The organism is Ghiorsea bivora, assembly GCF_000744415.1.
GTDB lineage: Bacteria > Pseudomonadota > Zetaproteobacteria > Mariprofundales > Mariprofundaceae > Ghiorsea > Ghiorsea bivora.
In genome coordinates, this window is record NZ_JQLW01000007.1 from 144,295 (window position 1) to 170,779 (window position 26,485).

Consider the following 26,485-nt stretch of genomic DNA (forward strand, 5'->3'; position numbering starts at 1 on the left):
CATGAAACACATACTATTTATTCTACCATTATTTTATGCCCAACTTGCCATAGCAAACGATTCAGGCTTGGTGCTACAACAAGGTTGGAACGAAAAAATCATTACGGAATGCGGTGATGATTTACCTGATATGCTGCTATTATCCAAAGATAAACAATACCTATATCAAAGCTGTGAAACCAAATCGAATATGATGTCCCCTTCTTTGGCACGGATTCATATTGCTACGGGAAAACGCGAAATCTTGATTTATGGTTTAGGCAGAGCCGATGGTATGCGTTTTGCACCTGATGGTTCAATTTGGCTGGGTGAAGAACAAGCCGATGGCATGGTATGGCATATTCAAGACCCTAATTCACTTCAAACAGAACAACGGACGGATAGGTTCCGCCTAAAATTAAGAAGCAAACAAATCAAACCTGTATTAAGTGCGGGTATTTTCTCGCATGAGGGACTGACTTTCTCACAAGATGGTAAGTATTTGTATTTGGCAGACGAGTGGAAAAAAGGCTGTTTATATCGTTTATCGCAAAAAAGTGACATTTTATCCGTATTTCATGCCAAAAAAGGCTGGTTACCCATCAAAAAACCAAAAGAAGCTCGCCTTGAAGCTAAAAAATTACACGGACGTTGGTATAATCGCATGGAGGATATGGAACTCATGCCTGATGGCACGATTTTAATCACTGAAACAGGCACAGGAAATATTTTAAAGCTTAATGATTTGGGCGATAAACCTACTGTTTCAATATATCTACACCACAAGGACATCGAACATCCCGACAATTTGGAATGGGATGCAAAACGAAGCTGGCTTTGGATAACGGATGATAGTAAACGCTCGGAATTATGGGTGTATGATGGCCAATCTTTCAAACGTATTGCCTATCATGATAGTGCCGAAATCACAGGCTTGGAAAGCGATAACGGTACGATTTATTTCAATCTGCAACACCGTCGTTTTGCACCTGATTTAACCATGAAAATTTATCAGTAAACGTCTCGTCATTCCCGCCTTCGCGGGAATGACGAGCTGAACGGAAAAAGGCTCGCTTTACACTTAAATACTTTACGAAAACTGTTTTAGAATTTGTTCACCTACTTTTTGATATTCACCAAGCTTTAAACCATCCAATGTGACATCACCAATGGCATAACGAATCAGCCTAAGTGTTGGAAAACCTACTGCTGCCGTCATACGTCTAACTTGACGATTCTTCCCTTCTTTGATGCGTAAATCTAACCACGAAGTCGGAATATTAGCGCGAAAGCGTACTGGTGGATTTCGCTCCCACAAACTTTGCGGCTCATCCATGCGTTGGGCTTTGGCAGGTTTGGTTTTACCATCTTTGAGGGTTACACCACTTTCGAGCTGTTTAAGTGCTTCATCGGTGATGTCGCCATCGACTTGCACCCAATACGTTTTTTCAAGCTTGTGATTAGGATGCGCAATGCGATGTTGTAGCTTTCCATTGTCTGTAAGCAGCAATAGACCTTCACTGTCTTTATCCAAGCGCCCTGCCGCATAGACATCTTTAATCTTGATAAAGTCTGCCAGCGTCTCTTTACCTTCTTGAGGGCTAAACTGGCATAACACATTGAACGGTTTATTAAAGCGAATGGTGGTCATAAGCTGAACACTAGGCAATTTGCACTAAATATGGAAAGGTAAGCCTTATGTTATTCGAGCCTAATCCCAAATATGATGCTTATGTGTTAGCCAAGAAAGGCGCAGAACGTAGCTACCCTTTTGGTGAAGATGTGGCGGTTTATAAGGTGAAAAATAAAATGTTTGCGCTTATGGGCAGCATTGGCATCAACCCTGGTTACCATATGAACAAAGAGCATTGGAACACCGTGGCTTTGGATGGTGATGTGCCTGAAGGTTTAATCCATAAAATGATTGATGCTTCTTATGATTTGATTGTGGCTAAGCTGCCTAAAAAAGATAAAGAATACCTTTTAGGAGGGTTTAAACGATGAAAACAGCACTATTTAGCTTGGGAGCACTGGCGCTACTTGGTCTAATCATTTATATCGCTATGGCAGTGATGTCACAAAAAACACCTGACACCTTGGGGTTACAAAATGGAAAACTTGCTCCCTGCCCCGACTCCCCCAACTGCGTATGCAGTGAATCACACACGCAAAACGATGCAGAACATTATATTCAAGCCATTCATGGCGACAAAGACACATGGGATAAGCTTAAAGAAGTTATCATGGCACAAGGTGGTACGATTGAAAGCGATGATGGGGTATATATGCATGCCTCTTTCCGCTCGGCGATATTTCAATATGTCGATGATGTAGAGCTACGCTTGGATGAAACCAACAACACCATACATATCCGCTCAGCATCACGCATGGGTCGCAAAGACTTTGGCGTAAACCGCAACCGCGTAGAAGCCATCAAAAAGGCACTGTAAATGATTATTGTACTCACCAGCGTTGATGACAAAAGCAAAGCTAATTTTATTGCTCAAAGCCTTGTGCAACAAAAGCTTGCCGCCTGTGTACAAATATCAGCGCAAGGCACGTCCGTTTATCAGTGGCAAGACAAAATATGTACTGAAAATGAGTATTATATCAGCATTAAAACTAATAAGATCCATCAAGATAAAGTGATTACATGGTTAGAAACTAATCACCCTTACGATATACCTGAAATTATCACCTTAAATGCAAAAGCCAGCACTCAATACGAGCACTGGCTTCAAAATAGTTTAGCATAAACGCATATTCCTAAGAGGTAACGCCTTAGTTTTTCTTAATGAATTCCGTAAGAATCACAATCATTTGGCCGTTTACTCTGCCTTCGATGTGTTCTGGGTTATCGTGTACCAAGCGGATGTTACGCACGGGTGTGCCGCGTTTGGCAGTAAAACCACCGCCTTTCACCACAAGATCTTTGATAATGGTGATGCTATCCCCTGCTTCTAAGATTGCGCCATTGCTATCGCGGTGAACGATGGCTTCTTCTGCATTGTCATCTGCCACGCCTGCATCAGCCCAAGCACGAACATCATCTTCTAAATACATCATATCCAAAAGGTCTTGCGGCCAGCCTTCGCCTTTAAGTTGATTAAGCATACGGTACGCCACAACTTTGACGGCATCCACTTCGCTCCACATGCTATCATTTAAACAACGCCAGTGATTGGCATCTACGCTATCTGCATCGCTTAATTGGCTTACACATGTGCCACAGGCGTAAATCGCCGCATCATCACCATCTGTAGGGCTATTTGCCACTTCAAACACACTTAAACCATCGGTTGCACCACATAGTTCACATTTGTTTCCGCTGCGTGTTTCTAAATCTTGTTCAATGCTCATTTTTTTTCCTTTTAATATATATTTTGCGGTAGTCTAGAAGCCTGTCGGACTTATGCAATCATAGCGGATTGTTATATGTCCGACAGGCTTCTAGCGTTGAATGGGCTGATTACCACGCCCAGAACCAGGTTTGGTACGATTCGATTTAGGCTCAAGCAAGTGAATAAGCTTTCCTCGCAGCACCAATTCTTGACCACAACCTTTACACATTCCACCCATGCCTGAAAATGGGAAAAGTTTATGTTTACCACAGCTTGGGCATTTACCTTGCTTGGCTTTAAAGGGCAAAACCAACAGGCAACCAGCAATAAAAATACTACTGACAATACCCGTTAGCGGCATGGCAAAGATAAGTAGGATACTACCACCCCAAAGTGGTAATGAATAAAGCAAAATACGCAGTGGTGCGGGTTTTGCTGGGCTTGTGGCTAATGTCTTTCGCATGATGACGCATAGTGCAGAAACAAAAACACCGCGCAAGTCATAAACTTACGCGGTGTTTCCTTTTCAGTTCACTTCCGTGAAGGCGGGAATCCACATCTATATTGTTTTCTATGAATACCCGCCTCTGTGGCATGACACTTGTTGAATTTTTTAATCTTTAAAATCTAAAGCCTTACCTGCTGGACGTGGTAATACTGGGAACGTCACTTGTGGTGCTTCACCTGTTAATGTTTCCAAGAATGCTACGATGTCGGATACATCACGTTTGGAAAGCTTGGTGCCCAACTGTACTTTCGCCATGGTTTTCACCGCTTCTTCCAAAGTTGCCGCAGAACCATCATGGAAATACGGAGCGGTCATCGCCACATTACGCCACGATTGAACACGGAATACGTGATCATCTTCAGCTTTGCCTGTTACTGATTTCAAACCAGTGTCTTTACCATATTGGAAAGCAACAAATTCATTGCTCGTGAACAATGGACCTGAGTGACATGATGTGCAGCCAATATCAGCCACTTTTTTCATACCACGTTTGGCAGCTTTTGAAATATCGCCTTTACCCTGCACAAACTTATCAAACGGTGCGTTGGGCGTAAGCAATGTGCGCTCAAATGCTGCAATGGCTTTTGCCATATTGTCATAGTTTAATGAATGTTTACCAAATACATCATTAAATAATGGTGCATAACCCGCGTCTTTTAAACGCGCAACCACGGCTTCTTCGCTATCTGCTGCCATTTCAACGGGGTTAAGTGGTGGGCCTTTGGCTTGGTCTTCAAGCAATGGTGCGCGGCCATCCCAGAATTGTTTACTCCAGAATGCTGAGTTCAATACCGTTGGTGCATTGCGACCGCCACGATTCCATTTGTGACCAATGGAGAACTTTTGATTATCCACGCCCCAAGTACCTAAATTATGGCATGAATTACATGAAAATTGACCACTTTTGGATAGTGCAGGGTCGAAATATAATTTTTTACCCAACTCAATCTTTTCTGCGCTCATCGGGTTATCTGCCGGTACAGGCACTTGCGTTGGTAATACCCCCATACCTTCTGGAATATCGGAGGCAACAGCGTTGCCCAATCCCAAGAAAGATAACGATACCAATAGCATTAACTTCTTCATTTCTATCTCCTTATTTTTGTTTGTATTTCGAACACAAGGTTCTTATAGGTTGCGAAACATAACATGATGCATAAACAGATAAAATTGATTGTTTAGATGGTATCCATTGATTTTATGAATAATGAAAGCCAATATATCGCCATGCACAACTACCCCACCACCAAACAACTACAATGTTTAACCGCACTTGATGAATTCAAACACTTTGGCAGAGCCGCAAGTGCTTGCCATATTTCACAATCGGCATTCAGCACAGCCATCAAAGCTTTGGAAGATAAGTTACAAGTGCAATTGGTGGACAGAACCAACAAACAACTGATTTTTACCGATGTTGGTTTAAGCGTTGTGCATCAGGCTCGCCTTTGTTTATCCGAGTTGGATGTGTTGATAGATTTGGTGTCCAGCACAGATGCACCATTAAGTGGAAAAATCACTTTGGGCGTGATTCCAAGCATTGCACCTTTTGTTTTGCCCAAGTTTGTGCCCCAAATCACCCAAGCTCACCCCGATTTACAATTGTATTTACGTGAAGATAAAACGCATATCGTGCATGAACAATTGCTCGCAGGAAAATTAGATGTGATTTTGCTTGCCCTGCCCTTTGAATTGCAAGGCACCCAAACCCTAATCTTATTTGATGACCCTTTTTTATTGGCATATCACCAACATTCTAAATGGTTTAAGGATGAAGGAAAATCATTTAATATCAATGAATTACCCAAAGAAAGCTTACTGTTGCTTGATGACGGGCATTGCCTACGCGACCATGCGCTGGAAGCATGTCATTTACGCTCTGTGGAGCAAATCAGCCGCTTTGCTGCCACAAGTTTGCAAACCCTGCTGCAAATGGTTGCCAGTGATTTGGGGGTCACGTTTATCCCTAGTATAGCAAAAGATTCACTCATGGTGAAAGACTCCAATATCCAACTTATGCCATTGCCAAAAAATATGCACAGACAAATTGGGCTGGCATGGCGCAAAGGTTCAAGCCGAGAAGAAGAGTTTAAGCTGTTGGGTGAGATGATTACAGCTTGCATGGATAACCCTAAAGCAGATATATAGATTCTTTATGGCTAGCCGTTAAGCTTCACCACTATTTTAACGATGCACGAGGTTTTTTATGAGCATTTCTATCGGCACAGCTTTAACATCAACGGCAACCAAAGTCATGCTGCTGGGCTCAGGTGAGCTGGGCAAAGAGGTTGCCATTGAATTGCAACGCCTTGGGGTGGAAGTCATTGCCGTGGATAGCTATGCCAACGCACCTGCTATGCAAGTAGCACACCGCTCACATATTGTAAGCATGTTGGATGGCGCAGCACTTAGACAGCTTATTGAGCAAGAAAAACCTGATTTGATTGTGCCAGAAGTGGAAGCCATTGCCACGGATACTTTGGCTGCTTTGGAAACTGAAGGTTTTAATATCATACCAACCGCACGCGCTACCCAACTGACCATGAACCGTGAAGGTATCCGTAGATTGGCTGCTGAAACATTGCATTTAACCACCTCCCCTTACCAATTTGCCGATAGTTTTGATGCTTTCACTAAAGCTGTTGCAGAAATTGGCAAGCCCTGTGTGGTCAAACCCATCATGAGCTCATCAGGCAAAGGGCAATCGGTGGTAAAAACCGATGCTGATATTCAAAAAGCATGGGATTACGCACAAGAAGGCGGCAGAGCGGGCAAAGGCAAAGTCATTGTGGAAGGTTTTGTTGATTTTGATTATGAAATCACGCTTTTGACCATTCGTCACCGTGATGGTACTTCATTTTGTTTACCGATTGGTCACCTGCAAGTCGATGGTGACTACCGCGAATCATGGCAGCCACAAGCCATGTCCGATGCGGCATTAGCAGCTTCCAAACATATTGCAGAACAAGTCACCAGTGTATTGGGTGGTTATGGTTTGTTTGGTGTAGAGTTATTTATTAAAGGCGATGAAGCGATATTCAGCGAAGTATCCCCGCGACCGCATGACACAGGTTTGGTCACATTGATTTCTCAAGATTTGTCTGAATTTGCACTGCATGTACGCGCAATTCTTGGCTTGCCTGTTCCAAACATTACGCAACACGGCTTTGCTGCATCTTGCCCCATCGTGGTGGAAGGTGACTCCACCCAAGTATCGTTTGGCAACCTTGAGCAAGCCTTGGCAGCACCAGACACGCAAATGCGTATTTTTGCCAAACCCGAAGTGTTTGGTCATCGCCGTATGGCAGTGATGTTAGCGCGTGGCAATAGTATGGATGAAGCCCGAAACAAGGCCAAAGAAGCCGCTACTAAGGTGAAAATCACACTATAAATGTTTATTCGCATCAATAATTTTCATATTGGTCTAAACGACGATGAGCAAAACATTGCAAATAAACTTTGCGATGAACTAACGATTCAAAGGTCGCAATTACTTGGCTGGAATATCGTACGCAAAGCCATTGATGCACGCAAACGCAGTGATGTTCACTTTGTATGCAGCGTAGAATGTACACTTTCCCAAGATGCTAAACCCCAAATCTCGCCTCAAATTCAAGTGGATGTACCTTCACGTTTGCATATTCAAAAACCTGATAGCCTGATACTCCCGCAAAACGACACACAGCATGGTAAACAAAACAATGATGAACATGTGATTGTGGTTGGTGCTGGGCCTGCGGGCTTATTTGCTGCTTTAGCCTTAATTGAAGCAGGCAAGCAGGTGACATTGCTGGAACGCGGTAAACCTGTTGAAACCCGCATGAAGGATATTGGGCGCTTACGAAGCCGTGGTGAATTAAACCCTGAAAGCAATGTATGTTTTGGTGAAGGTGGTGCAGGCACTTATACCGATGGTAAACTTTATACCCGCATCAAACATCCTTTTGTGCGCTGGGTATTGGCGGAGTTTATTCGTTTTGGTGCCAAGCCTGATATTTTAGTGGATGCACACCCGCATTTGGGCACCGATAGATTGGTGCGCATTATCAAAGCCATGCGTCATTATTTGATTGAACAAGGCGTGAATTACCGCTTTGAAAGTAAAGTAGAAGCTCTGCTTACCCATGAAGGGGCAATGGTAGGCGTTCGCCTAGCAAATGGTGAGGAAATTGAAGCATCATCCGTGATTTTAGCCATTGGTCACTCAGCGCGTGATACTTTTGAGCATATGCAGGACATTGGCATAGCTTTGGAAGCCAAAGATTTTGCTGTGGGTGTTCGTACTGAACATGAGCAAGATTGGGTAGATTCATGCCAGTTTGGAAAAAATGCCAAACATCCCAGCCTCCACGCAGCTGAATACAGCTTAACCCATCAAGTACCCGATAAATCTATGGGGAATGAGGGTATGGGCAAGCGCGGTGTATTCAGCTTTTGCATGTGCCCTGGTGGTTTGATACTGCCCTCGCCCACTGAGCCAAACAAAATGGCAGTCAACGGTATGAGTAATGCCAAACGCTCAAGCCCTTTTGCAAATTCAGGTATCGTGGTACAAGTCACCCCGAAAGATATTGCCAAACACGGCTTGGGCGATGACCCGCTGTGCGGCATACGTTTACAGCGTGAATTAGAAGAAAAAACATTTAAGGCAACATCTCAAGCTTATGCCGCACCCGCCATGAAAATTACAGATTTTATCAACAATAAACCCAGCGGAACATTGGCAAATTCCCGTTTTAAACCAACTGTTGAAGCTGCTGATATTCGCGAAATATTGCCAATATGGTTAAGCAAGCCATTGTCTGAAGGTTTGCAAGCTTTTGACCGCAAAATGCATGGTTTTGTGTCTGAACATGCCAATATGTTGGCTGTAGAGTCGCGCACCAGCTCGCCTGTACGTATTACCCGTGACAAAAGCTTACAATCGGTATCTTTGCGTGGTTTGTACCCTGTGGGTGAAGGCGCTGGTTATGCAGGTGGCATTGTCAGTGCCGCAGTTGATGGTTTAAAGGCTGCAGCAATCATTATTCAAGCATAACCACTTTTTGTTAAGCTCAGTTGCACAAAGTTGTGCTATAGGTTACATTTATTATTGGTCTTGAATGAAACCATATCGTGCACTTTAGTAAGGGAAACTCTGAACAAGTATGGTTGCAATGACTGGGGAGAAAAAATCATGACTAAGCACAATAAACATCATGTGGTAAAAGAAATTAAACCCAATCAACACAGCCAAGCCGATGAAATTCAGCAAGCCCTAGAACATGACTCAACCATAGAAATGATTGCCAATGGTGAAACGGCAATACTGCCTACCCTTGCTGCCAAACGTTCTTCAAACCAACTCGACACCACACCTATCAACTTTGATAAAATCATTGAAGACGTTGCCAATGTGATTGCGACCACACCCGATCAATACAAATGTATTATGTTCACAGACTTGGTTGGCTCCACGCAATACAAACGTGAAATGGGACATACCAAAGGTTTTATGCGCAACCGTATGTTTTGTGATATTTGTGAAGAGGCCATCGAACGCAATCATGGTGTCGTGGTTAAACGTTTGGGTGATGGTGTGATGGCTGTGTTTGAAACGGCAATTGATGCCGTGCTTGCTGCCATGCTTATGACCAGCAGCTTGGATAGTGAGCGCAAAAAACTGAAAAAAATCGTAGGTAAAATGGATTGCCGCATTGGTATCACTTGCGGCTATGTGAAAGAAATACCCGGCCCTAGTGTGGATTATATTGGTCACGCTATGGATAAAGGGGCAAGGATTGAAGGCATTGCCCGCACTAATCAGGTATTGATTGATGAAATTGTTTATGGATTGATTCACACTAAAATTCGAGACTACTCTGATGATATTGTGATTGGCCCTCCACGCAACCTCACCCTCAAAGGTGTAGGTGTAAGCACATTATACGAGGTGTCACCCAAAGGACGTGGGTTGGTTGGTAGCATAGGTTATAAAGCTCGCCATCTCTTCGATTGATTTAAAAAGTAACGTTGCTGTTCAAATCAGCATCATTTTGTGTACCCTTCGCAACCATCAAATTCATATCAAGGTTAATTCATTATGAGCAAAGCACCTCAACATCATCATCTTATCATTCTAGGCTCTGGTCCTGCAGGTTATACGGCAGCCATTTATGCGGCACGTGCCAACCTTAAACCTGTGATTATTCAAGGTATTCAACCTGGTGGACAATTAACCACCACCACTGATGTGGACAACTACCCTGGTTATAAAGATGGCGTTCAGGGCCCTGAAATGATGGAAGATTTCAAAGCCCAAGCTGAGCGTTTTGGCACCGAAATGATTTGGGATCATATCCACAGCTCTGACTTATCTTCTCGCCCATTCAAACTTTCTGGTGATGATGGCGAGTATACATGTGATGCTTTAATCTTGGCTACAGGTGCATCTGCTATGTATCTCGGCTTGGAATCGGAAGAAAAGTTCAGTGGTAAAGGTGTTTCTGCATGTGCAACATGTGATGGTTTCTTTTATCGTAACCAAGATGTACTTGTTGTCGGTGGTGGTGATACAGCAGTGGAAGAAGCCATTTATTTGGCGAATATTTGTAAATCTGTCACCTTGGTTCATCGCCGTGATGAACTTCGCGCTGAAAAAATCATGCAAGACCAATTGATGAGCTTAGATAATGTGAATATCGAATGGAATCATGTATTGGATGAAGTATTGGGTGATGATTCAGGAGTGACTGGAGCACGTTTACGTTCAACCAAGGATGATAGCACCAAAGAATTGGCTGTGCATGGTGTATTTATTGCTATTGGTCACAAACCCAATACTGACTTTGTTAAAGGTCAGCTTGAAATGGATGATACGGGTTACATCATCACCCAAGGCAAAACAACAGCAACATCTGTTGCAGGTGTATTTGCGGCTGGTGATGTGGCAGACCCTGTCTATCGCCAAGCCATTACATCAGCAGGCGAAGGCTGCAAAGCAGCACTTGATGCCGAACGCTTTTTGTCACAAGCTTAACAGCAACAGTGACTTGGTTGTCTAACAACCTCCCCTTTTGGGCAGCCAAGTCTATAGTTAAATAGCTTGCATTCAGTTTAGAAAATCATGCTATCTATTCAATTTAAAAGACAAAAATGTTTCTTGATATAGGTAAAGAAATCTGTAAAATCTAAGAAGAGAACCATCAGTTTTTTTCTTAATTGCAGAATGCAGCACACCCTCCTATAGTGCCGACTTTATTAAATCAAAGCATACCGTTCTTTATACGGTTTTCGAGGTAAAAAGCATGGCAGTTCAACGTACACTATCAATTATCAAACCTGATGCGGTCGCAAAAAATGTTATTGGTGACATTATTCGCCGCTTTGAAGAAAATGGTTTGTCTGTAATTGCAACAAACATGATACATTTAAGTGCAGAGCAAGCAGGTCGTTTCTATGCTGTGCATGCAGAACGTCCATTTTATAAAGACCTTTGCAGTTTCATGAGTTCTGGCCCTGTATTGGCCATGTGCTTAGAAGGTAAAAATGCAATTGCATTGAACCGTCAGTTAATGGGTGCAACCAACCCGAAAGAAGCTGAAGAAGGCACTATTCGTGCTGACCATGCAGATTCTATTGATGCCAATGCTGTACATGGCTCTGACTCTGAAGAAAATGCTGCTATTGAAATAGACTTTTTCTTTTCAAACCTAGATATTAACAGTCGCCTTTAAGATTATGGTTGAACAGACTTCTGCTCCAGAAACAGAAAACAAAGCTGAGGTAAACACCAAGCAACTACCTGAACAAGTACGTGTGCGCCGTGAGAAATTGGCAACCATGCGTGAGCAAGGTAATGCTTATCCCAATACTTGGCGCAGCAATACTTCACTTGCCTCTATCCATGCACAATATGGTGACTTGGATAAAGATAGCTTAGCTGAAAAAGCCATTGAAGTTACTGTTGCCGGTCGCTTGATGGCACACCGTGTCATGGGCAAGTCTAGCTTTGTAAAAATCCAAGATAAGGAAGCGGATATCCAGCTTTTTCTTAACCGGGATGCCTTGGGTGGTGCAGAAGTCTATAACCCAACAAAAAAATGGGATTTGGGCGACATCATTGGCGCGAAAGGAACCTTGTTTTTCACAAAAACAGGGGAATTATCGATTAAAGTTTCACATGTAGAAATGATAACCAAATGTTTGCGCCCTTTACCAGACAAAATGCAAGGGTTAAGCGATGTTGAAACACGTTATCGTCAACGTTATGTTGACTTAATTGTTACACCTGAATCACGCCACACCTTCCGCACCCGTTCACAAATCATTTCTTTGATTCGTCGTGGGCTAGAAGCCAATGATTTTATGGAAGTTGAAACACCCATGTTACAAACACAGGCTGGCGGTGCTGCTGCCCGCCCTTTTACAACACATCATAATGCCTTAAACATGGAATTATTTCTGCGTATTGCACCAGAACTTTATCTAAAACGCCTGCTTGTAGGCGGTTTTGAACGTGTTTTTGAAATCAATCGAAATTTCCGCAATGAAGGGCTTGATGCTACCCATAACCCCGAATTTACCATGGTTGAATTCTATCAGGCTTATGCTGATTTTAATGATGCTATGGACACAACAGAAACACTTATTCGCGATGTTGCAAAAGGCACCAATAATTTACAGTCCACTTGGGAAGGTGTTGACCTTGATTTTAGTCAACCGTTTAAACGTATTCGTTTGGATGAATCCGTGTTTGAACACCGCCCTGACTTGCGTGGGCATGCCAATGATAAAGCTTTGTTGGCAACCGTATGTTTGCAAGAAATTCCAGACATTAAACCTTTAATTACTTGGAAAGCTGGGCATTACCTGCTTGCATTGTTTGAAGAACTTGTTGAACCCAAAATTACACAACCTACTTTCATCACCCACTACCCTGTTGATGTATCACCACTGGCTCGTCGCAATAATGAAGATGAAACCGTTACCGATAGGTTTGAGTTGTTTGTCGCAGGTCGTGAAATTGCCAATGGTTTTTCAGAGCTGAACGACCCAGACGACCAACGCGGTCGTTTTGTGGCACAAGCCCAAGCCAAAGCAGCAGGTGATGCTGAAGCAACAGGCATTGATGAAGATTATCTACGTGCCCTAGAATTTGGTATGCCTCCAGCTGCGGGTGTTGGTATCGGCGTAGACCGTTTGGTGATGATGTTAACAGGGCAACACTCTATTCGAGACGTTTTATTGTTCCCACATATGCGCCCCGAATAAAATAAGGATAAAAGAGGTCTTATATGTTTGCTGAGAAAATTATGGTGACCAACGTGATTACCGCACAAGAACATGAACTTGTCGGTGATGTACATGCAAAAATGAACCGTGAAAAGCTACGTATGTTGCCTGTTATTGATAAACAAGGTCTTGTCAAAGGCCTATTATCAACCTTTTCTATCATGGAAAATATAATCCCCGATTATCTTATTAGTGGCGATTTAAATCAAATTTCTTATGCACCTGACCTAGGTATTTTATGTAAACGATATGAAGAGGTTATTCGCAGCCCTATTAGCGATATGGTTGACACATCCCCTTTACTCGTCGGCAAAGATGAATCACTACTGTCTGTTGCTGCTGCTATTGCATCACATGGTAAACATGAGTATGCGCTTGTGGTGGATGACAATAAAAAACTATTGGGTGTCATTTCAGCAGGAGACATTCTTAATCGCTTAAAATATAAAACAAGCGAGGTGAATGATGCATAATACAAGCACACATGAAGCATCCATTATTTTTGGTTTAGACCCAACTTGGGTTGCTGTGACCATTTTATTGGTTGTATATGGTGTGATTATGGCAGAGAAGTTTAACCGCGCTGTATTATCTTTGTTGGGTGCTGGTTTGATGGTACTTTGTGGGGTTATTACCCAACAACAAGCCGTTGCAGGCATTGATTTTAACACCATTGGTTTATTAACAGGTATGATGGTTATTGTAACCATCAGTCAAAAAACAGGTATGTTTCAATATGTTGCAATCAAAGCGGCAAAGGTTGTAAAAGGTAACCCTTGGGGCATATTGGTGATGCTTTCCATTGTAACAGCTATATTTTCTGCATTTTTAGATAATGTCACCACAGTACTTCTGATTGCGCCCGTAACTTTATTAATTACCGATGCTTTGGGTGTCCGCCCCTACCCTTATTTGTTTGCACAAATTTTCGCTTCCAATATTGGTGGTGCTTCAACACTGATTGGTGACCCTCCAAATATTATGATTGGCTCTGCAGCAAACCTGAGCTTTACAGATTTTTTATTTCATTTAACCCCTATCACACCGGTCATCTTTTTACTCACTTTAGGTTTTATTTGGTTGATGTTTGGACGCGACTTGACAGCTACTCAAGAAAAACGTGACCTCATTATGAAGTTTGATGAAGGTGAGGCATTACAAGATATTCCTTTGCTAAAAAAATGTTTGTTTGTTTTATTTTCTGTCATTGCAGGTTTCTCTGTTGCTCATACCTTCCATCTAGAACCAGCAACGATTGCCATGTTTGGCGCAGCAGCATTATTATTACTTCAAACTTATGGGGAACCTGTACACGACAAAGACCATGCTTATGAAAAAGTGATGGCTGATGTTGAATGGACAACGATTTTCTTTTTTGTTGGTTTATTCATCATTGTTACGGGTGTGGAGCACACGGGTGTGATTGCCATGTTGGGTGAAAAAGTTATTGCGCTTACAGATGGTGACTTTAATGCCACAGTTGGTGCTGTGTTATGGGTTTCAGCTATTGCTTCAGCCTTGATTGATAATATTCCTTTTGTTGCCACCATGATTCCACTGGTGCATAGCATGGCACCAACGTTTGGTGGTGCAGAAGCGATTGAACCTATTTGGTGGGCTTTAGCGCTGGGCGCATGTTTGGGTGGTAATGGCTCATTGATTGGCGCTTCTGCCAACCTTATTGTTGCAGGGTTTGCCCAACGTGCTGGACACCCCATTTACTTCCTACAATTTATGAAACACGCATTCTTCTTGATGATTATGAGTATTGCTGTTTCACATATTTATTTGTATCTGCGTTACCTCACTTGATTCAAACCTTTGAACTTCTTTTAGCTTTACGCTATTTACGTTCACAGCGAGGTGAACGTTTTGCTTCACTGGTTGGTTGGAGCTCAGCAATTGGTATGGCAATTGGTGTGATGACCTTAATTGTTGTGATGTCGGTCATGAATGGTGTTGCTACTGAAATACGGGATAAGATTTTAGGCTTTTCATCACATGTCGAAATTCAAGGACCTGGTGATACCTTTACGAACTGGCAAGCTTGGTTAGATATCAGTCAAAAATTACCCCATGTTGAGCAAGCATTGCCCTATATCAGCACACAAACCCTTGCTCACCACGGTACACGTTCGGTGGGTGCAATGCTCAAAGGTATTGATGCAGCCCAAGACACTGTGATTTCCGCACATATCACCCAAGGTTCTTTTTTATCTTTACCTAACCCACAACAAACCAATATTTTTGAAGCCGTCATTGGTAAAGAGTTGGCTAGAAAACTATCCATCAGCGTGGGTGATAAAGTGCAGTTATTAACACCTTCAGGCGGCATCAGCCCCATGGGTGCTTCACCACGCATAAAGTCTTTTGTTATTACGGGCATTTTCGACTCGGGTTTTTATGAATATGATGTTGGTCTTATTCTCACCCATATTCAAGCTGTACAACGCCTAAATCGTGTCGGTAATGCCATTACAGGCATAGAACTTCATTTGGAAAACCGCGACCAAGCAGCCCAAGTAGCAGAAATAGCACGTAATGCTTTACCAAGCGATGCTTGGGTCACAGATTGGCAGCATAGGCATCAGTCCTTCTTTCAAGCCTTAAAAATGGAACGAACAGCTATGAGTATCATTCTCTTCTTAATCGTTTTGGTGGCTATCTTCAATATGGTTTCATCATTGGTGATGGTGGTGATGGAAAAGCGTAAAGAAATTGCCATTCTCAAAACCATAGGTGCTTCACATGCCTCCATCATCCGCATCTTTTTACTTATGGGCATGTTGCTCAGTGGCTTTGGAACTTTACTGGGCTGTTTGGCTGGTATTTTCTTAGCATCCAACTTGGAATCTATTGTAGCTTGGATTGAAAAGGTTACCCATACCACATTTATGTCAGGTGATGTCTATTATATTGACCATGTACCTGCTATTATGGAGCCTACATCGATTATAATTGTTGCAAGTGTAAGTTTACTGATGGGTTTTTTGGCAACACTTTACCCCGCATGGCGAGCTGCTAAAGTACCACCTGCAGAGGCCTTGCGTTATGAGTGATGAGGGAGTTGTTTTATGTCGTTAGAAGCGCTGAAAAAGAAAGCCAAACAAGCCCTGATGGCAGGCAAGTATGAAAACGCACTCAAACTATATACTGAACTTCACAAAAACGATGAAAAAGATTTAAGAATTTTTACCAAAGTTGCAGAAATGCGTGAAAAAACGGGCGACTCTAAAGGTGCTGTTCGTGCCTATACTGCAATTGCTAAAGCATACGCTGATGATGGTTTTGTTGTACAAGCTATTGCCATTAACAAGCTCATACTTCGCTTAGACCCTGAACAAACAGAAATTAAAGAAAAACTGCGTGACCTTTCAACAGAGCGTGGTGACAATTGGGCCATCAGCACGATTGCCCCCCATGGTGCTACATCAGATATACAAGCCTCACCAACAGATAAAGCCAAATTAAGCTTTGAACGTACCCCCTTACTTTCTGGTCTTGCTGGCAAAGAGCTGGACGATTTTATTGAATCTTTAGAGCTTAAAGAATATGCAGCAGGTGATGTTATTTACGAAGCCAATGAAATATCAAACGCCTTGTTTTTGATTGGTATGGGTGCTGTACGTTTGGAAACCAAAGGTATTCGTGGTTCCCAGCAAGTTTTTTCACGTTTAGGTGAAGGTGATTTTTTTGGTGAACTATCATTTATGAATAAAGAACCACATCAAAACTCTGCCATTGCTGAGTCTGATGTGAGTTTATTGATTATTCACCGGAAAGTATTTGATGAATGGGTAGAAAAACACCCTTCTATCCATGATACAGTTGAAGATTTTTACAGAAGACGCGTACTTGCTCGCATCTTAGCCATCACGCCTATTTTTGAAGGTATCCCTCAAGATGCACGCATACCATTGGCTCAACAATTTAGCCTATCCTTTTTTCACGATGGTGATGTGATTATTAAAGAGGGTGATGTTGAGAGTACATTTTACCTGATTCGTTCAGGTAAAGTGCGTATATCGACCAAAGAGGTCGTTTTAGGAAACTTAGGCGAAGGTTCATTTTTTGGTGAGGTATCCATGCTCACCAGTAAACCACGTACAGCTACCGTGACGGCTATTGGCAGCGTTGAGCTTCTCACCTTAACCCGTGATAAATTTGATGCCATTGCTAAAGATTTTCCCACAGTGCGTAAAGTTGTTGAGGCTTATTTAAAACAACGCGTGATAAATACTATCAAAACCCTCAAAGACAAAAAATAAGTGCTTACTGTCGCCAACCTTAGTAAGGCTTATCCAACACCTTTAGGTCCATTACAAATTCTTGATGATATCAGCTTCAGCCTACAAGCTGGCGTATTCATGGCTATTATTGGCGAATCGGGTTCAGGTAAAAGCACACTTTTACAACTCTTAGGTACATTAGACCAAGCAGATTCTGGTGAAATTCACTTGGGTGAAATCGCTATTCATGCTTTAAAAGAGCAGGACTTAGCTATGTTACGCAACCGAGATATTGGTTTTGTATACCAGTCTCACCATCTTATACCCGAACTCACAGCTTTAGAAAACATCATGTTACCTTTACTTATTCAAGGTAAAAACAAAACTTATGCAAAAGAAAAAGCGCTTGATCTACTGGGTTTATTGGGTCTTAGTGAACGAGCATCTCATATACCTGCACACCTTTCAGGCGGAGAAGCACAACGTGTTGCCGTTGCAAGAGCAATTATTACACAACCCAAGCTTTTGCTTGCCGATGAACCCACAGGAAACCTAGATGAAGCAACGGCTCATACTGTCTTTAATATGATAAAAGATACCTGTAAAGCATATAAAATAGCTACAATTATGGTCACACATAGCAAGAGCTTTGCCAATGCTTGTGATGAGGTCTATGAGTTGTCACATCATAAGCTTCAAATCGTAAAATCTAAAAAGTCTTGACAAAACAATAACTTTGAATACTATCGCTAATACTGTTTCTAGCTTATCGGGCTAAAGCAAGTTTATTTTCAGTTGTTCCGAGGGAATTATGACCAAAGCTGAGATTGCCACTATTATCTGTGATCGTGTTGGGCTTTCAAAAAAGGAGTCCTCACATATTGTTGAAATTGTCTTAGAAGAAATAAAAAACACCCTAGAAAAAGGTGAAGATGTAAAAATATCAGGTTTTGGTCACTTTATGGTTCGCGCGAAAAACTCTCGCCGTGGCCGCAACCCCAAAACAGGGGAAAGCATTATCATTGAACCTAGGAAAGTTGTAACATTTCGAGCCAGTCAACTTGTTAAAGACCAACTAAAAAAAGATTGAGGAGCACATAAATATTTATGAGCGCCCAAGGCTCTTCTCAGTTGAAAATTTTACAACATGCAGGCATTGATGTCCCCACTCTCCCCGACAAACTCTTTTTTTCTATTCGTGAAGTTAGTGATTTATGCGGCATCGAACCCCATGTACTTCGCTATTGGGAAACCGAATTTAAACATTTAAAACCCGTTAAAAAGAGTGGAAACCGTAGGTTTTACCGTCATCGTGATGTCTATATTGCCCTGCAAATAAAACACTTGTTATATGACTTAAACTTTACAATTCGGGGTGCAAAAAAACGACTGGCTACGGGTGATATTTCAGAAATTGTTGAAGCTCAGCACAACAACGCTACAGTTAGCCTCAATACCATTCGTGAAGAGTTAGAAAACATCAAACGCCTTCTCGATTTCTAAAGAATACATCTAAATACGGGGCGTAGCGCAGCTTGGTAGCGCACCACACTGGGGGTGTGGTGGTCGCAGGTTCAAATCCTGCCGTCCCGACCATTTTTTACTTATAAAACAATAGCTTATAGATTTTAAAATTCCCTAAGATTTCCCTATTCCCTAACTTTTGCCATGATTGACTACCTACTTTTAAGTCTGCATCGTCAATATATTGATGATGAAGTGTATCTGTATTTGATGGATAGAGATCATAACACAACTCTTATTCTGTGACTTCTGTTGGGTTATCAGGCCTTAATTCAAGGATTTACAAATGATACCTTGGGTATACTTATGGTAACAAGCAAACCACCTTCTTCGCTATTTTCCAAAAGTAAATGACCACCATCTCGCTCTAAGGTTTCTTTAACAATAGCTAGACCCAAACCATGCCCTTCTTGTTTTTCACGTCCCCTAACATTATCGACACGATAAAAACGCTCTACAACACGTTTCAGATGGGTTTCTGGAATGCCATAACCTTGGTCTTGAATAGCAATGGAAACACATGTTTCTTGTTCAACAATATGGCAAAAAATACTTGCCCCTTCAGGTGAGAACTTCAATGCATTTTCAGCAATATTCATCAGGATACGATGACAGTCTATTTCACTCATCCTGACCATTTCATTGTCTACATCAATCTCAATATCCAACTTTATAGCCTTAGCTTGTATTTTATGCTGTAGAGAGCCCCATACTTGTTCATGAACATGGATAATGGAACATTGCGCATCTTTCTCTGTCTTATCATGTTCGATTTGGTTCAGTGTCAACATGCTATTCATTAAGTTGTTGATATGTTTTGCTTCTTTGACAATCACAGATGTTGCTTCATGGCGTAAATCTTCATCATCAGCAAACGTTTCAATGCTTCTAGCATAACCCAATAATGATGTGAGTGGTGTTTTAAGATCATGCATCAAATTTTCCAACAATGACTTTTGTTTTTGCTGCAAACGCGTATAAGCGGTGACATCTAAACACAATAACAATGCCTCTTTATCGCTCAAAGCAGCTAACCGAGGCAATAATACACGACCATCCACCTTCATTTCTGGCAAGGTTTTCTGCTCTGGCAAAGCATCAATCGCTTGTTGAAAAGCTTTTAACCACTCACTATCTCGGTAAAACACCAGCATGGACTGCGGCAACACAATGCTATGTTGAAAATGGAACAACGACTCAGCTTGTTCATTCCCACCAAGCACTCGCCCTTGTTCATCAACGCGCAGAACCACTTCTGAAATCGTAGATAACAATACATCCAAACGACGCCCTCGGGTGGCTAGTGTGTTTTTTAGGTTATCATATTCGCGTTTGAGTTGCTCATGTTTGATTTCATGGGCGTGCAAACGTTTGGAAGTTTGGTTAAGGCGAAAAACAAGCCAAAATATCATGCTTAAACATGCCAAAACCCATAAAAAAGCTTCACCAATCATGTTTTCTCTTGAAAGCGATAACCCATGCCGCGAATCGTTTGTATGCATTCACCTTGCCCACAAGCTGCAAGTTCTTTACGCAAACGTTTGACGGTTGCATCCACAGTGCGTTCCTCAACAAATGAATCCATACCCCACACAATATCTAATAATTGCTCGCGAGAAAGCACCCTACCCGCCTTACCCATCAAGGTTTGTAAAAGTTTAAACTCTAGCGGTCGAAGCGATAACAACTTACCATCCACTTTCACTTCCATGCTTTCTTCATTCATTTGAATCGCTTGGGCATCAAAAGTTTCTGTTTTACTGCTGGTGGCTCGGCGTAATAAGGCTGCCAAACGTGCAACAAGCTCATCAGGCTCAAAAGGTTTACCAATATAATCATCAGCACCTTCATTTAAGCCCCGAATTTTTTCATCCGTCATGGTTAAAGCCGTTACCATCAATACAGGAAGTGTAGTCAGCCTTTCATGCCCTCGAATCCAACGCAATACATCCAGCCCACGTTTACCAGGAATCATCCTGTCTAAAATCAGAGCGCTGTATTGGTTTTTCTGTAATAAATCTTGGGCATCTAAGCCATTATCACATATGGTTGTATCATAACCTTCCCGCTGCAAATGAATCTCTATCAACCTTGCGATAGAGAAATCATCTTCAACAATAAGGATATGTTTACTACTTGTTGTCATTCACACCTTCCCACCAAATGCAAAGCGATGCATATGTGCATACTCTACTTCCAACTCAGATGCCTTTTTGCTCAAAAGCCTAAACATAAAACGCATCAATTGGTTACCTAACTTCGGCTCTTCCAAAGCAATCAAATCAAAATAAGACCTATCTATACTTAATACCCTTGTCGTTTTATCTACGGTAAGTGTAACCGAATGATTTCTATTTTCATCCAAGAACGAAAACAAACCAAAGACATCACCTGTCGTTAGGCTACTAAATGGATAACCACTTTCGCTTTTAACATTCACTTTGCCATCTAAAATTAAGTTCATTTTCCCCACTGATGGCGTACCTGCTTCATAAATCACGTCCCCTACTTGAAAATCCTCACGTGTCATACAACTAAACAATGTCATGGCATGTTTTTTCTTCATTTCCGCAATCAATGGCAAACTATAAAATGCTTGAAAGTCTGCATTTGACTCAATCAATGGTTCAACCATGACTTCTTTCTTAGAATATTCCATAATATTCTCAATACTCATATGTATTCTCCTTCTCTTTAATAAGCAGGGATTAATCTATATAAAGATGACAAGATGATGACACGAAACACAAATAGCATGTGTCACACTACTGTCATAAAACTTCATACACTTCGGCGCAAGATAAACTTTCGGTGCTTAGCGCTGATATAATTACCAACTAGGAAGGGATATAACATGAAAAAACAAGTATCACTAACAGCACTTGCACTTGCAACTGCGCTATCTGCGACAGCAGCTCACGCTGGGGACGTTCAAGTAAAAGGAAAGGTTTACTTTGATTACTCTAAACACACAGCAACAGGCAAAGCAAATGAAACCGCTGGTGACATTAAACGTACATACATTACAATTAAAAAGAAAGTTGATGACGTATGGTCAACCCGCGTAACTTTAGATTCATCAATTGATGGTAGCACCAAAAAAAGTAACAATGTATTTTTAAAGTATGCTTACTTGAAAGGTAAATTCTCTGATGCTGTGCAAGTCAAACTAGGTATGATTGCAACACCATGGATTGGTTATGAAGATAAAATGAACGAACATCGTTATATTTCTAAAAGCTTTGTAGATACACATAAAATGGCTGCATCTGCTGATGCTGGTGTTGGCATTCAAGGTAAAGTAAATATGTTCTCATACGATATCGTTTCAATTAACGGTGGTGGTTATGGTAGCACTGGTAAAACAGAGAAAACTGATCTTGAGACACGTTTCGGTGTAAAACCAATGAAAGGACTAGAGTTTGACTTGGGTTACCGTACTGGTTACTTAGGTAAATTCGTAGCTGGAACAGCAGAAAACAAAAACACTTTGACTCAGTTCCTTGTTTCTTATGGTCATAAAGGTGATATATCTTATCGTATTGCTGCTAATGTTATTGCCAACAAAGTTGAAGACCAACTTACAAACACCACAGTAACTGAAAAAGGTACTGAAATTTGGGCTATGGCTCGCTCTGGAGACTTCGGCGGATATATCCGTAATGAAAGCTTGGACTATGGTGTAGTTGGTAAAACAAAAGAAACTCGCACCGTTGTTTCTTTAGATTACCACGCAACCAAAGGTGTTGTTCTTTCCCTAGTTTCTGACAGGACTTCAGATGTTGGTGGAACTGCAGGTAGTGATAAATCAACAACAGGTTTGTTTTCACAGTTCAAATTCTAATTTAAACTTCCTCAAAGTTTAATATCCTAGGAGAACCATCAGCTGCAAGGCTGGTGGTTTTTTCTATTTATATATACAATTTATAGATGAAAATACTTTCCGCTTGTCATATCACTGTCACATAATGCTGTAGAGTGTCACAAAACTTTATTGAACAGAGGAGTTCATTGATGAAAAAACAAATTATTGCTATTGCAGCCGTTGCTGCAACATGCTTTACGCTAGGCGCTAATATTGCCCAAGCTGAAGAAAACATTCAGATTGTTGGTTCTTCAACAGTTTACCCATTCTCTAGCTATGTTGCTGAAGCTTTGGGCGCAACAGGCAAATTCAAAACACCTGTTGTTGAATCTACAGGTTCTGGCGGCGGCATGAAATTATTCTGCGCTGGCGCAAGCATGGATACACCTGACTTCACCAACGCATCTCGTCGCATGAAAGCGAAAGAGTTTGCAAAATGCCAAAAAAATGGCGTAAAGGACATTACAGAAATGGTTGTGGGTTATGACGGTATTGCCATCGCACAATCTAAAAAAGCGCCAAGCATCAGCCTTTCTCGCAAAGATTTGATGTTGGCAGTTGCTGCTGAAGTACCAAGCAAAGACGGTTCTCACTTGGTTAAAAACAACTACCACTTCTGGAATGAAATCAACCCTAAATTACCACACCGCGCTATCCGCGTTTATGGTCCTCCAACATCTTCTGGTACACGTGATGCATTCGAAGACATGATTTTGAAACACTTGACCAAACACATGGATGTTTACACTAAGCTTTACAAAGCTGACAAAAAGAAAAACAAAGCATACAAAAAATATCATAAAATCCGTCAAGATGGCGTTTATATCCCATCTGGTGAAAATGATAACTTAATCGTGCAAAAACTTGCTCGTGATACATCTGCTTTGGGTATCTTTGGTTACAGCTACTTGGAAGAAAACAGCGATAGTATTTCACCAGCAATCATTGATGGTGTGATTCCAACTCCAGAAACTATTTCTGGTCACACATATCCGCTATCTCGTTCACTATACTTCTACATCAAAAAATCACACATTGGCAAAGTTAAAGGCATGATGGAATATGCCAACTTATTTATGAGTGACCAAATGGTTGGTGAAGGCGGCGAGTGTACTGAAATTGGCTTGATTCCATTGCCAAAAGCAGAGCTTGCTCACTACCGTGCAAACTTGAAATCTTTGAAAAATCTAACCGCAGCAGATTTTGCAAATAAACACTAAGCTGCATTGAAGTAAATGAAGGCTGAGGAAGTTCCTCAGCCTTTTTTTTGCCCTACCCTTTCTGCTTCCCATGCAGTGACAAATGTTTTAGTTTCGCCCTCACGATTTTTATGCACTTCAAGATATTTACACGGAGCTTTGATACCCCATGACAACAGCAGATATCTTTCTTTGGTTTACCGCTGGTCTTCTTTCTTTATCCATTGCGGCTTATGTATTTGCCCGTAATAAAGCTATCCATATCGAAAACATTGAAGGTAGACTTCATTCCCGCCCTAATTTCTTTGGTTGGTATGCCGTAAGTAAAGTGCTTACCCCTGCCCTTATGATTGGTTTTATATATTCAATTTTACATATAAGTGGCTTAGTTTCGCAACCTGAAATCTTGCTTACCATCGTCTTTATAGCTGCAATCATCAACTTCGCCATCAGCATCAAACATATCCAACGCAATTTTAGGGCAAGGCAAGCTGTTGAGAAAACATCTAAACGCTTATTTTTTATTGCTGCGTTGATTTCTGTTCTTACCACAATAGGCATTGTCTTCTCCGTACTTTTTGAAGCCATTCGCTTTTTTAACATCATCCCACTATGGGATTTTCTTACAGGCACAACTTGGAACCCTGACACAGCATTTTTGATTGGTGCGGGGCGTGATGAAGGTGGTGCGGTGCCAGAATTTGGCTCATTACCTATTTTCGCAGGCACATTAATGATTACAGTGATTGCCATGCTGGTTGCCATCCCTGTGGGTTTGTTTGCAGCCATTTATATGTCGGAATATGCCAGTAGCCGTGTGCGTAATATCCTAAAACCAACACTAGAAATTTTGGCGGGTATCCCCACAGTTGTTTATGGTTTCTTTGCTGCTATCACCATTAGCCCCTTGGTTGTGCAAGCTGCTGATGCTTTGGGTTTACATGCAGATTTTACCAATGCGCTTGCACCAGGGATGATTATGGGCGTGATGATTATTCCTTTTATTTCATCACTTTCTGATGATGTGATTCGTGCAGTACCTCAACCGCTACGTGATGGTTCACTTGCACTCGGCACAACACAATCCGAAACCATTCGCCATGTGGTTTTACCGAGCGCATTTCCAGGTATTGTTGCTGCTTTCTTATTGGCAGCTTCCCGAGCCATTGGTGAAACCATGATTGTGGTCATGGCGGCAGGACTTCGCCCCAACCTTACGGCTAACCCTTTGGAAGGCGTGACAACAGTTACCGTTAAAATCGTTGAAGCATTAACAGGCGACCAAGAATTTGACTCTGCATTTACCCTAGCAGCCTTTGCTTTGGGTTTGGTTCTTTTAACAGTCACACTAGTGCTAAATATTGGTTCTACCATCATCGTACGAAAATTTACCCAGAGGTATGAATAAATGAGCTTGTCGCCCCAATTAAAACGCCGCTATCGTGCAGATAAGCGTTTCAAACTCTATGGGCTTACAGCCATTATCTTTGCCCTTTGTTTCTTAATTTTCTTCTTTGCTGATATTATTGGCAAAGCAGCGCCTGCTTTTGAACAGGCTTATATTCAAGTGCCTGTTTCTTATAACCAAAGTATGATACACAACTACAACAAGGCGATTCCCAAGGCATACCGACGCTTGGTGAGTAAATCATTCTTGCGCACACTGGGTCAAAAGTTGGAAGCACACCCTGAACTTATGGGCACAACGCAAGAAGAATGGTCACTTGCCAATCATAGAGTTGATCAGTTCTTAAAAGGGCATGAAGGGCATGGGCTAAAGAAGAAGTATCGTAAAAAAGTTAAGCAGATGTACCAAGATGGAAAAATTGAATTTCGCTTTAATACAAACTTTTTTACCCGTGGTGATTCCAAAATGGCTGAAAATGCAGGCGTACTTGCTGCTGCGATGGGCTCCATCATGGTCTTGCTTATCACGATTGCAGTATCTGTGCCCATTGGTGTGATGACGGCTATTTATCTGGAAGAATTTGCGCCAGACAATAGGTTTACCCAAGCCATTGAAGTGAATATCAATAATCTTGCCGCTATTCCTTCGATTTTATATGGTTTATTAGGGCTTGCTATTTTTATCAATGTGATGGGTGTACCACGTTCCTCAGCTTTAGCGGGTGGTTTGACCCTTGCCCTGATGACGTTGCCCGTCATTATCATCAGCACCCGAGCAGCTTTGCGCTCTGTGCCACAAAGTATTCGTGATGCAGCATTTGGTTTGGGGGCATCTAGCCTTCAGGTGGTCATTCACCATGTCTTACCCTTAGCTTTCCCTGGTATTTTAACCGGTTCAATTATTGGATTAGCACAAGCTATGGGTGAAACTGCACCTTTGTTGATTGTTGGCATGATGGCGTATATACCCGATGCACCAGGAAGCATACTTGATGCAGCAACCGTATTACCTGCGCAAGTCTATACATGGTCATCTGAATCGATTCGCGCATTTGAAGAGCGCACAGCAGCAGGTATTTTGGTGCTTTTAACCGTATTATTAAGTTTAAATGCGTTAGCCGTGTATTTGCGCAAAAAGTTTGAAGTGAGGTGGTAAGCCC

29 protein-coding genes and 1 tRNA gene are annotated in these 26,485 nt (G+C 41.8%); 23 read left to right on the top strand and 7 right to left on the bottom strand.

Going from position 1 to position 26,485, the window contains the following annotated elements; translation table 11 throughout:
* The first annotated feature begins 1 nt into the window (after window position 1).
* A complete protein-coding gene (locus tag DM09_RS05185; protein ID WP_038248225.1) occupies window positions 2-997 on the top strand; it encodes an SMP-30/gluconolactonase/LRE family protein in 996 nt (331 codons plus the stop codon).
* 72 nt (window positions 998-1,069) lie between these two features.
* On the opposite strand, the gene DM09_RS05190 is transcribed toward DM09_RS05185, so the two are convergent.
* Entirely contained in the window at window positions 1,070-1,630 is a 561-nt protein-coding gene (locus tag DM09_RS05190) for an rRNA large subunit pseudouridine synthase E (protein ID WP_038248228.1), read from the bottom strand.
* Window positions 1,631-1,677: 47 nt separating this feature from the next.
* Between DM09_RS05190 and DM09_RS05195 the strand changes: the two genes are divergently transcribed.
* Genes DM09_RS05195 through cutA form a run of 3 tightly spaced genes read left to right on the top strand, consistent with a single transcriptional unit; the run spans window position 1,678 to window position 2,735 of the window.
* Window positions 1,678-1,983, top strand: a complete 306-nt coding sequence (locus tag DM09_RS05195; protein WP_038248231.1) for an MmcQ/YjbR family DNA-binding protein — start codon at window positions 1,678-1,680, stop codon at window positions 1,981-1,983.
* Window positions 1,980-2,429, top strand: coding sequence for a DUF1499 domain-containing protein (locus DM09_RS05200; protein WP_038248233.1), 450 nt, complete (start codon window positions 1,980-1,982; stop codon window positions 2,427-2,429). The genes DM09_RS05195 and DM09_RS05200 overlap by 4 nt, the downstream gene beginning before the upstream one ends.
* Window positions 2,430-2,735 carry a divalent-cation tolerance protein CutA gene (gene cutA / locus DM09_RS05205; protein ID WP_038248236.1) on the top strand — a complete coding sequence of 102 codons (306 nt, stop codon included), beginning with the start codon at window positions 2,430-2,432 and terminating at the stop codon, window positions 2,733-2,735.
* Between the two features lie 25 nt (window positions 2,736-2,760).
* Here the strand turns inward: cutA and DM09_RS05210 are convergent, their stop codons facing one another.
* The 3 genes from DM09_RS05210 to DM09_RS05220 form a co-directional block, all read right to left on the bottom strand.
* Window positions 2,761-3,339, bottom strand: coding sequence for a PhnA domain-containing protein (locus tag DM09_RS05210; RefSeq protein WP_038248239.1), 579 nt, complete (start codon window positions 3,337-3,339; stop codon window positions 2,761-2,763).
* Between the two features lie 90 nt (window positions 3,340-3,429).
* The gene (locus tag DM09_RS05215) at window positions 3,430-3,783 is read right to left on the bottom strand and encodes a hypothetical protein (protein ID WP_051938173.1); all 354 of its coding nucleotides are present in this window, start codon (window positions 3,781-3,783) and stop codon (window positions 3,430-3,432) included.
* A gap of 150 nt (window positions 3,784-3,933) precedes the next feature.
* Window positions 3,934-4,914, bottom strand: coding sequence for a cytochrome-c peroxidase (locus DM09_RS05220; RefSeq protein WP_038248242.1), 981 nt, complete (start codon window positions 4,912-4,914; stop codon window positions 3,934-3,936).
* 114 nt (window positions 4,915-5,028) lie between these two features.
* On the opposite strand from DM09_RS05220, the gene DM09_RS05225 reads away from it, so the two are divergent.
* The 15 genes from DM09_RS05225 (at window position 5,029) to DM09_RS05295 (ending at window position 18,926) form a co-directional block, all read left to right on the top strand.
* Complete coding sequence (locus tag DM09_RS05225; RefSeq protein WP_232507759.1) at window positions 5,029-5,976, top strand: hydrogen peroxide-inducible genes activator; 948 nt, start codon at window positions 5,029-5,031, stop codon at window positions 5,974-5,976.
* Between the two features lie 58 nt (window positions 5,977-6,034).
* Window positions 6,035-7,219, top strand: coding sequence for a formate-dependent phosphoribosylglycinamide formyltransferase (purT, locus tag DM09_RS05230; protein ID WP_038248244.1), 1,185 nt, complete (start codon window positions 6,035-6,037; stop codon window positions 7,217-7,219).
* Window positions 7,220-8,866 carry an NAD(P)/FAD-dependent oxidoreductase gene (locus DM09_RS05235; RefSeq protein WP_038248245.1) on the top strand — a complete coding sequence of 549 codons (1,647 nt, stop codon included), beginning with the start codon at window positions 7,220-7,222 and terminating at the stop codon, window positions 8,864-8,866.
* A gap of 138 nt (window positions 8,867-9,004) precedes the next feature.
* Window positions 9,005-9,826: an adenylate/guanylate cyclase domain-containing protein gene (locus tag DM09_RS05240; protein WP_051938176.1), complete on the top strand. Its 822-nt coding sequence runs from the start codon at window positions 9,005-9,007 to the stop codon at window positions 9,824-9,826.
* A gap of 84 nt (window positions 9,827-9,910) precedes the next feature.
* Complete coding sequence (gene trxB, locus DM09_RS05245; RefSeq protein ID WP_038248247.1) at window positions 9,911-10,846, top strand: thioredoxin-disulfide reductase; 936 nt, start codon at window positions 9,911-9,913, stop codon at window positions 10,844-10,846.
* 268 nt (window positions 10,847-11,114) lie between these two features.
* On the top strand, window positions 11,115-11,543 hold the full coding sequence (ndk, locus tag DM09_RS05250; protein ID WP_038248249.1) for a nucleoside-diphosphate kinase: 429 nt from the start codon (window positions 11,115-11,117) through the stop codon (window positions 11,541-11,543).
* Window positions 11,544-11,547: 4 nt separating this feature from the next.
* On the top strand, window positions 11,548-13,080 hold the full coding sequence (gene lysS / locus DM09_RS05255; protein WP_051938178.1) for a lysine--tRNA ligase: 1,533 nt from the start codon (window positions 11,548-11,550) through the stop codon (window positions 13,078-13,080).
* Between the two features lie 23 nt (window positions 13,081-13,103).
* Window positions 13,104-13,574, top strand: coding sequence for a CBS domain-containing protein (locus tag DM09_RS05260; RefSeq protein WP_038248251.1), 471 nt, complete (start codon window positions 13,104-13,106; stop codon window positions 13,572-13,574).
* A complete protein-coding gene (locus DM09_RS05265; protein ID WP_038248252.1) occupies window positions 13,567-14,913 on the top strand; it encodes an ArsB/NhaD family transporter in 1,347 nt (448 codons plus the stop codon). Before DM09_RS05260 ends, DM09_RS05265 begins: the two co-directional genes overlap by 8 nt.
* On the top strand, window positions 14,910-16,160 hold the full coding sequence (locus DM09_RS05270; protein ID WP_232507760.1) for a lipoprotein-releasing ABC transporter permease subunit: 1,251 nt from the start codon (window positions 14,910-14,912) through the stop codon (window positions 16,158-16,160). Before DM09_RS05265 ends, DM09_RS05270 begins: the two co-directional genes overlap by 4 nt.
* Before the next feature lie 15 nt (window positions 16,161-16,175).
* Complete coding sequence (locus DM09_RS05275; protein ID WP_038248254.1) at window positions 16,176-17,369, top strand: cyclic nucleotide-binding domain-containing protein; 1,194 nt, start codon at window positions 16,176-16,178, stop codon at window positions 17,367-17,369.
* On the top strand, window positions 17,370-18,053 hold the full coding sequence (locus DM09_RS05280) for an ABC transporter ATP-binding protein (protein ID WP_038248256.1): 684 nt from the start codon (window positions 17,370-17,372) through the stop codon (window positions 18,051-18,053).
* An 88-nt stretch (window positions 18,054-18,141) separates the two neighbouring features.
* Window positions 18,142-18,420 (top strand): integration host factor subunit alpha, encoded by a 279-nt coding sequence (locus DM09_RS05285; RefSeq protein WP_038248258.1) that lies wholly within the window; start codon window positions 18,142-18,144, stop codon window positions 18,418-18,420.
* Between the two features lie 17 nt (window positions 18,421-18,437).
* The gene (locus DM09_RS05290) at window positions 18,438-18,833 is read left to right on the top strand and encodes a MerR family transcriptional regulator (RefSeq protein WP_038248260.1); all 396 of its coding nucleotides are present in this window, start codon (window positions 18,438-18,440) and stop codon (window positions 18,831-18,833) included.
* A 16-nt stretch (window positions 18,834-18,849) separates the two neighbouring features.
* Window positions 18,850-18,926, top strand: a tRNA-Pro gene (locus DM09_RS05295).
* 200 nt (window positions 18,927-19,126) lie between these two features.
* Here the strand turns inward: DM09_RS05295 and DM09_RS05300 are convergent.
* Genes DM09_RS05300 through DM09_RS05310 form a run of 3 tightly spaced genes read right to left on the bottom strand, consistent with a single transcriptional unit; the run spans window position 19,127 to window position 21,531 of the window.
* Window positions 19,127-20,356, bottom strand: a complete 1,230-nt coding sequence (locus tag DM09_RS05300) for a sensor histidine kinase (protein ID WP_081881105.1) — start codon at window positions 20,354-20,356, stop codon at window positions 19,127-19,129.
* On the bottom strand, window positions 20,305-21,000 hold the full coding sequence (locus tag DM09_RS05305) for a winged helix-turn-helix domain-containing protein (protein WP_038248262.1): 696 nt from the start codon (window positions 20,998-21,000) through the stop codon (window positions 20,305-20,307). Before DM09_RS05305 ends, DM09_RS05300 begins: the two co-directional genes overlap by 52 nt.
* On the bottom strand, window positions 21,001-21,531 hold the full coding sequence (locus DM09_RS05310; protein WP_051938182.1) for a Crp/Fnr family transcriptional regulator: 531 nt from the start codon (window positions 21,529-21,531) through the stop codon (window positions 21,001-21,003).
* 177 nt (window positions 21,532-21,708) lie between these two features.
* On the opposite strand from DM09_RS05310, the gene DM09_RS05315 reads away from it, so the two are divergent.
* The 4 genes from DM09_RS05315 (at window position 21,709) to pstA (ending at window position 26,481) form a co-directional block, all read left to right on the top strand.
* The gene (locus tag DM09_RS05315) at window positions 21,709-22,698 is read left to right on the top strand and encodes a porin (RefSeq protein WP_038248264.1); all 990 of its coding nucleotides are present in this window, start codon (window positions 21,709-21,711) and stop codon (window positions 22,696-22,698) included.
* A 170-nt stretch (window positions 22,699-22,868) separates the two neighbouring features.
* The gene (locus tag DM09_RS05320) at window positions 22,869-23,939 is read left to right on the top strand and encodes a substrate-binding domain-containing protein (protein WP_038248266.1); all 1,071 of its coding nucleotides are present in this window, start codon (window positions 22,869-22,871) and stop codon (window positions 23,937-23,939) included.
* Window positions 23,940-24,087: 148 nt separating this feature from the next.
* On the top strand, window positions 24,088-25,326 hold the full coding sequence (gene pstC, locus DM09_RS05325) for a phosphate ABC transporter permease subunit PstC (RefSeq protein ID WP_038248267.1): 1,239 nt from the start codon (window positions 24,088-24,090) through the stop codon (window positions 25,324-25,326).
* Window positions 25,327-26,481 (top strand): phosphate ABC transporter permease PstA, encoded by a 1,155-nt coding sequence (pstA, locus tag DM09_RS05330; RefSeq protein ID WP_038248270.1) that lies wholly within the window; start codon window positions 25,327-25,329, stop codon window positions 26,479-26,481.
* The last annotated feature ends 4 nt before the right edge of the window (window positions 26,482-26,485 follow it).